Source organism: Methylobacterium sp. D48H, assembly GCF_053345715.1.
This window is the reverse complement of record NZ_JBKFAP010000100.1, coordinates 1-382: the sequence shown is the minus strand read 5'-3', so window position 1 is coordinate 382 and position 382 is coordinate 1. Positions and strand designations below refer to the sequence as shown.

At 70.4% G+C, this 382-nt stretch carries 1 pseudogene; it reads left to right on the top strand.

Annotated features, from left to right (window positions below):
- Positions 1-50: 50 nt before the first annotated feature.
- Positions 51-382, top strand: a pseudogene (locus tag ACLBX8_RS31660) (inorganic phosphate transporter); the annotation flags it as partial.

The following is a 382-nucleotide window of genomic DNA, read 5'->3' as shown; positions in this document are numbered from 1 at the left end:
CCGCGCGGTTTTAATCCCCGCTCACCACGAAAGATTCCGCGCGAGGGTTCATGTCCGATACCGCCGTGATGCCGTCGGGGGCGGTGGGAGACCGGAAGGCGGGCGGGCCGCGCCTCGACCACGGGATGCATCTCGGCGGGGTGGTCGCGTTCCTGCTCGTCCTCGTGGCGGGCCTGGGCTACGCGGTGGTGAGCCTCGTCGCGGACATGAACGCGGTCGGGGAGGCGCCCCTGGCCTACGGCGCCTTCGCGCTGCACGGCCTCGCCCTGCTGATCGCCCTCGCCTTCGAGTTCGTGAACGGCTTCCACGACACGGCCAACGCGGTCGCCACGGTGATCTACACCCACTCGATGCCGCCGCTCGTCGCGGTGATCTGGTCGGG